Origin of the sequence: Paraburkholderia nemoris, assembly GCF_905221015.1 — a bacterium.
GTDB classification, from domain to species: Bacteria; Pseudomonadota; Gammaproteobacteria; order Burkholderiales; family Burkholderiaceae; genus Paraburkholderia; species Paraburkholderia nemoris.
This window is the reverse complement of record NZ_CAJNBO010000078.1, coordinates 1-5,425: the sequence shown is the minus strand read 5'-3', so window position 1 is coordinate 5,425 and position 5,425 is coordinate 1. Positions and strand designations below refer to the sequence as shown.

4 protein-coding genes are annotated in these 5,425 nt (G+C 59.4%); 3 read left to right on the top strand and 1 reads right to left on the bottom strand.

The genetic code is table 11. The features are described from left to right. Positions 1-86: 86 nt before the first annotated feature. On the bottom strand, positions 87-2,873 hold the full coding sequence (locus tag KHO33_RS41485; RefSeq protein WP_211629318.1) for a hypothetical protein: 2,787 nt from the start codon (positions 2,871-2,873) through the stop codon (positions 87-89). Positions 2,874-2,936: 63 nt separating this feature from the next. Between KHO33_RS41485 and KHO33_RS41480 the strand changes: the two genes are divergently transcribed. The 3 genes from KHO33_RS41480 to tnpB all read left to right on the top strand — a co-directional run bounded on the left by KHO33_RS41480 (position 2,937) and on the right by tnpB (position 5,390). Then, complete coding sequence (locus KHO33_RS41480) at positions 2,937-4,460, top strand: hypothetical protein (RefSeq protein WP_200568511.1); 1,524 nt, start codon at positions 2,937-2,939, stop codon at positions 4,458-4,460. A gap of 130 nt (positions 4,461-4,590) precedes the next feature. Continuing rightward, on the top strand, positions 4,591-5,004 hold the full coding sequence (tnpA, locus tag KHO33_RS41475) for an IS66-like element accessory protein TnpA (RefSeq protein ID WP_171929598.1): 414 nt from the start codon (positions 4,591-4,593) through the stop codon (positions 5,002-5,004). Then, a complete protein-coding gene (tnpB, locus tag KHO33_RS41470; RefSeq protein WP_200568510.1) occupies positions 5,001-5,390 on the top strand; it encodes an IS66 family insertion sequence element accessory protein TnpB in 390 nt (129 codons plus the stop codon). Before tnpA ends, tnpB begins: the two co-directional genes overlap by 4 nt. Positions 5,391-5,425: the final 35 nt, after the last annotated feature.

Sequence of the window (5,425 nt, the reverse complement as noted above, 5' to 3'; positions counted from 1 at the left end):
CGCGCACTAAACGAGGCCCATTCCATTCCTCATTTAGTGCGCGACGCCCCACGCAATCTCACGCCACATAGCTCGCGACGACAACCCTAATTTAGGCCGGGACGTAACACCTCCTCACCGCCGTCGCCGAAGTCGGGCATTTCACCGCCCCCCATGTTTTCCTCGCCCCCGCCTCCAAAGCCATAATCACTACCGCCTGATGTATCCGAACCCGACGAGTAACTGTCGGTGGCTTCCGTCGTGCTCTTGTCCTGAACCGTCTTGAACTTCTCGTTCGCCCGGTTGGTGATCGGCAACAGGCCCTTGAAGAATTCGCCGAACGCCTTCTGCAGCTGTTCAATGTGCTCGGTCTGCATCCGGTAGACATCGACGAGTGGCTTGCCGTCCTCATCCATCGTGGTGAGCTGGGCCAGCTCCGGCAGCATGCCGTTTTCGATCATGTACAGCCGGATGAAATAGGCCTTGGCCACTTCCTTCAGTGTTTCGATTTTCGCGGCGATGTCACCGCCTGTATCCGCGTTGAAAAACTTCTCGGAGAGCCACGCCTCCAGGCCCGCCTCGAGCGCCTTGGTGTAAGTCTCCAGCGCTGTCACCTGGTTTTCCAGCGTCGATGAGTTCGGCCGCGGCAGCGAAACCTCAACGTTCATCAGGAACTCGACCAGGATCTGCTCGACGAGATATTCCTTCTGCTCGTCACTGACGTTCTTCTTGTCGGCCACTGGCCTGTCTGTCACGACAGGCACCTCGGCCCTGTGGTCCGCACGATGATTCGAATAGCGCCTGGCGTCACGCCGGTCTTCCCTGCTGAACTCGAGCTTCGAGAAGTTATCCCGCAGGATCTGCTTCATGTCCTCCATCGTTTCGGCCGTGTTCATCACGTGAATGCGCATGTGCGCAGCCAACTGGGGATGGAACTCATCCTGAAGCTGCATGACGCGCTTTGACATCAGCGTGTTGCTGGTGACAATCGACGTGGCGAACTCTGGCTGGCTGGCCGTATCAATCAGTTCGGGTGGAGTACCGACCTTCATCAGCGCGCGCTTGCGCAGGTTGTCCTCAAGATCGGTGTCGGGCTTGGCGTAACTGGTGTTCTTCTCACCGAAATCGATGTTGACATCCGGATAACCGGGATGCCCCTCCACCACGAAGTTGAAGCCCGCCCGCGCGATGAAGTCCAGCACATCGTACGGCGAGCTGATCCCTACCGGCATCTGGTTCGAGCGCAAACGCGCCGTCTCGTTCATGATCGTTTCCATCGTCTTCTCGGGATTTGGGTCCTCCTCATCGAGCTTGATCTTGACGTCCGTACGCGCAATGGAATTTCGCACGCCTGCCATCACATTCGAAAAAAGCAGTGTGGTGCGTAGCCCGTTCAGGATGCGGATCTCATCGAGCAGTGACTCGCCGATGCCGTTCTCGTTGAAGCGGAACGCGAAGTAGGTCATGAACTCCGCGGGGATGAAGAGCAGCTGGCTGTTCTGCCGGGCCAGCGCCCGCGCGAACATCACGCGATAGATTTCCTCACGCCGCGCCAGTTCAACGCCGGAACCGTAGACTCCGTTGCGCAGACGCGCGAGGAGGTCCTGCTCGATCATGTCGCCATAGACGCGGGCGCTGTAGTCGAGCGATTCCCGGTTCGAGAAGTTGAAGCCCTCCATCTGGGACTTCACCTTGTTGATCATTGCGGAGGGAAACGCACCGCCCGTGTTCAGCTGCTGGGTCATCTGCTGGTACGAGTCGGTGATCGCCTGCCTGACGATCGGATGCCCTTCCATGTCGAGCAGCACGAAGAATCCGACCTGATGCTCGGGCGTGCCCGGCACGTGTACCGGAATCACGGCCTCCGAAGGAATGTGCATGGTGAGCGGGCTGCCGACCGTGCGCCGCGTGAGCTGCTCCTGGGTCTTCACGCTCGCGATGGGCTGATACCCGTACTGCCTGTTGCGATACAGCACCCCCGTGAGCTCACGGTCGTTCATTTCCGCGATCGACATTTCCCTGCCGTAGCCAACCGACTCGAGCGCCGGCGACTTCATCGACGCGAGAATCCGACTCTCCCGGATCTTCTGTCTGATTCCCGGAATCTTGAGCACAGTCGGGTTGTCGGTGACACCCAGAAAGACGTCCTGCACCGCAAGCGGAGTGTCCAGCGCCAGCTCGAAACGCACCTGCCCGACATTGCGGCTGTCCCACGCATTGAAGTGATGGTCGGCGAACGACTCGGCCGAGATGCCGGTCATTCTCTGCTCGGTGGGCGCCGGTTTCTGCACCGGCCCGAGTATTCCCAGGGGCCTGATCATGCCATCGGCATAGATGTGCTCCGAGAGCGATTCCATCGACAGCCGCTGTTCTCCGTTGATCACCGCGTCGACCGAATTCTCGGGAATCACCGCGACCGGATACGAACCGGTCCGAAAGAGCGAGGCGCGCAGGATCTCGGGAATGAGCGCCTTAATTTTATGGACCTGCTCAAAATGCCGGCGGTAGCGATCGATGAGCGCACCGCTCACATCGGGCGGCATCAGGCCTTCGGGTGGCGTGAAGGTGAGATCGATGGACATCATGTCCTTGGGCGACCCGATGCTCGCCACCAGCACCTGCTGCGCGAGCTCCATGTCGGGCAGCAGCCCCATCACCGTTTCCGCATCGTTGATGTTGCGCGCGGTCTGCTCCGCGGCATTGCGGAACTCATACAGGTTGGGCTGCGTGATCTCCCTTTTTCCCTCCTGGCTGTATTGCGGGGGATTGGTGGACGGAACCAGCTTGGCGAGGATCGCGGCCGTCTCCGGGTCCCGGCGCACGAGCTGAAGGACGTGAAACTTCTTGCCCGTTGCGGCCGATTCGATCACACGCCGGTAGGCGCTTGAGCTCATGTGAAACCCCTTTTCCATTTCTGGAATATCAACGCCTGGAATACCAACGCTTGGAGCACCGCCATGGCATCGAGCCATTCCAACGAGTTACAGGTCTATCTCAACCAGTGCATCCAGCTCGCGGGCACGCTCACGATCAAGTCACAGGAAAGCATGGATGGCCTTAACCAGTATGTGCAGGATTACTACGGATCGAGCGCGTTCGACGAGACAGACCCGACGACGTGGAAGTACTACATGAATCTCGCAGGGCAGTACCACTTCACGGATACGCCGATGCACGTGACGTCGCTCGACACCATGGAGATCATCGGTTTCACCGTCGATAACCTGAAGATCCATACCGCCACGGCCGCCGCCTACCAGTTCGGGACCTGGGAGTACCAGCAGCTCGTCACGCAATACCCGAAGCAGGTGTTCCTGATCCTCGGGATCATCTATCCGGTCGACATGCAGGCCGCGATCGCCGCCGCCGATGGCGATATCCTCGGATGGCCTGCATTGCTCATCGAGCCCAACGAATTCAGCCTGGTGCAAAAACTGCAGGGATGGATCAAGGCGTTCAAGGTCCGGTGGATCAATCCGCAGTATGGAATCAGTGACGATCTGTACTTCACGGTGCAGAACTCGAACCTGTACTCCGGCCTGCTCATGGCGCTCATTTCGTATCGCCTCGAGGCCTGCGGCACCGCCGAGGCCCACAGCTACCACGTGAGGCAGTATCTCGCCTCGCATCTGGGTCTGGACCAGTACTATGACCAGCTCACGCTCGCGCAGTCCATCTGGCTCTACCGCAACATCAACTACATCGGGCGCAACGCCGGCAAGCAGTCGACCTTCAGGACACTCATCCAGAAGCTGCTCACGGAGCGCGGCATACCGCTGGCCGCCTACGTGATGAACCATGACGTGTCCGGCATGCCGGATTCGCTTTACCCGGCGATCAAATTCGACGCCGTTGCGCTGAACTTCGGCTACAACGCGGTGGCCGATACCACATGGACGCTCGACCAGATGCTCAATAACGAGCAGCCCGTGGCCGTCGCCAACGCGCTAATCCAGCCCGATGTCGAGGCGAATATCCAGACGCGTATGGAAAATTCGCGCTCGAACATCCTGCCAACCAAGGTGCTGAATTCGGCCATGATCGACATGTCCGGGTCGGGCCCCTGGACGCTCGAGGACATCCTGCTTCACCACTGGGCTTTCTTCGCGAGCCGCGATCTCTACACGGCGTTTCTCGTGGTGAACAACCCGGTGACGGGCGAACCGATCGTGCCCATGAACGCAAAAGATGGTTTCACGTTCATGATCTACTGCTTCTGCCAGTCCGTCGGGTTCGACCTGACCGCACGGCTCATCCCGAGCGTCATCGCCACGCGTGTGCAGCGCATCCCCACGCCTGCGCTCGCGGATCTGATGTCCGTGGTGGACGCCGGACTCGTGGCACAGGATATCGCGCTCGAGGCGCTGTCATGGCAGCCCGCGATCGTGCCGATGATTTCGGTCGATGCCTTCTGCGCCACGGCAAACTGTGAACGAACAATAGAGTTTGACACCACACATCCAATAAAATCAGATGGCTAGCGACGCACGTGATCGCGCCCCGACGAAATAGAGTCTGACACAAATGCAACTCAGCCGTAAGCGGCTCGCGCCGGCCGTTATAGGCGGTGACTGAGATAGACACCAAAGTAATGTCCATCATTCCGATTTGATGGGCACCACTTTGTCACAGTCTGAAGAGAAGAAGCCGGGTACCCGAACGGGGCGCCCGAATTACGCCCGGGAGCTTCGTGAGCGACTGGCGGCTGCGGCTTGCGAGCCTGGCGTTTCAGTCTCGAAACTGGCCCGCGAGAACGGCATCAATGCGAACATGCTGTTCACCTGGCGGCGGCGTTATCTGGCCGAGCAGCAAGCTCAGTCTGCAGGGCTCATTCCGGTTGTACTTGTAGACGACACGCGAGCGGAGGTCGGGGCATCATCTTCGATTGAGCCACAAGCGCAGGACACGAGGCCTGCATTAGCTGCCGGCACGATCGAGATCCGGATCGGTCGTGCGGTGGTTAAAGTGGACGGTCTGGTCGATGCCGACCTGTTGCGAATTGTGCTGGGTAGTCTGCGCTCATGATTTCCCTGCCGGCGGGCACGCGCATCTGGATTGCTGCGGGCGTCACCGATATGCGATGCGGGTTTCAGGGGCTGGCCGCGAAGGTGCAAACAGCGCTTGAGGAGGATCCGCTGGGCGGCAACGTCTACATCTTCCGAGGCCGCCGGGGTGACCTGGTGAAGATTCTTTGGGCAACGGAGGACGGAATCTGGCTTCTCGCGAAGCGCCTTGAACGAGGCCATTTTATCTGGCCCCAAGCCGATGGTGGCAAGGTCCATCTGAGCTCCGCACAACTGTCGATGCTCCTCGAGGGCATCGACTGGAGACAGCCTGTTACGTCCCGGCCTAAATTAGGGTTGTCGTCGCGAGCTATGTGGCGTGAGATTGCGTGGGGCGTCGCGCACTAAATGAGGAATGGAATGGGCCTCGTTTAGTGCGCGAC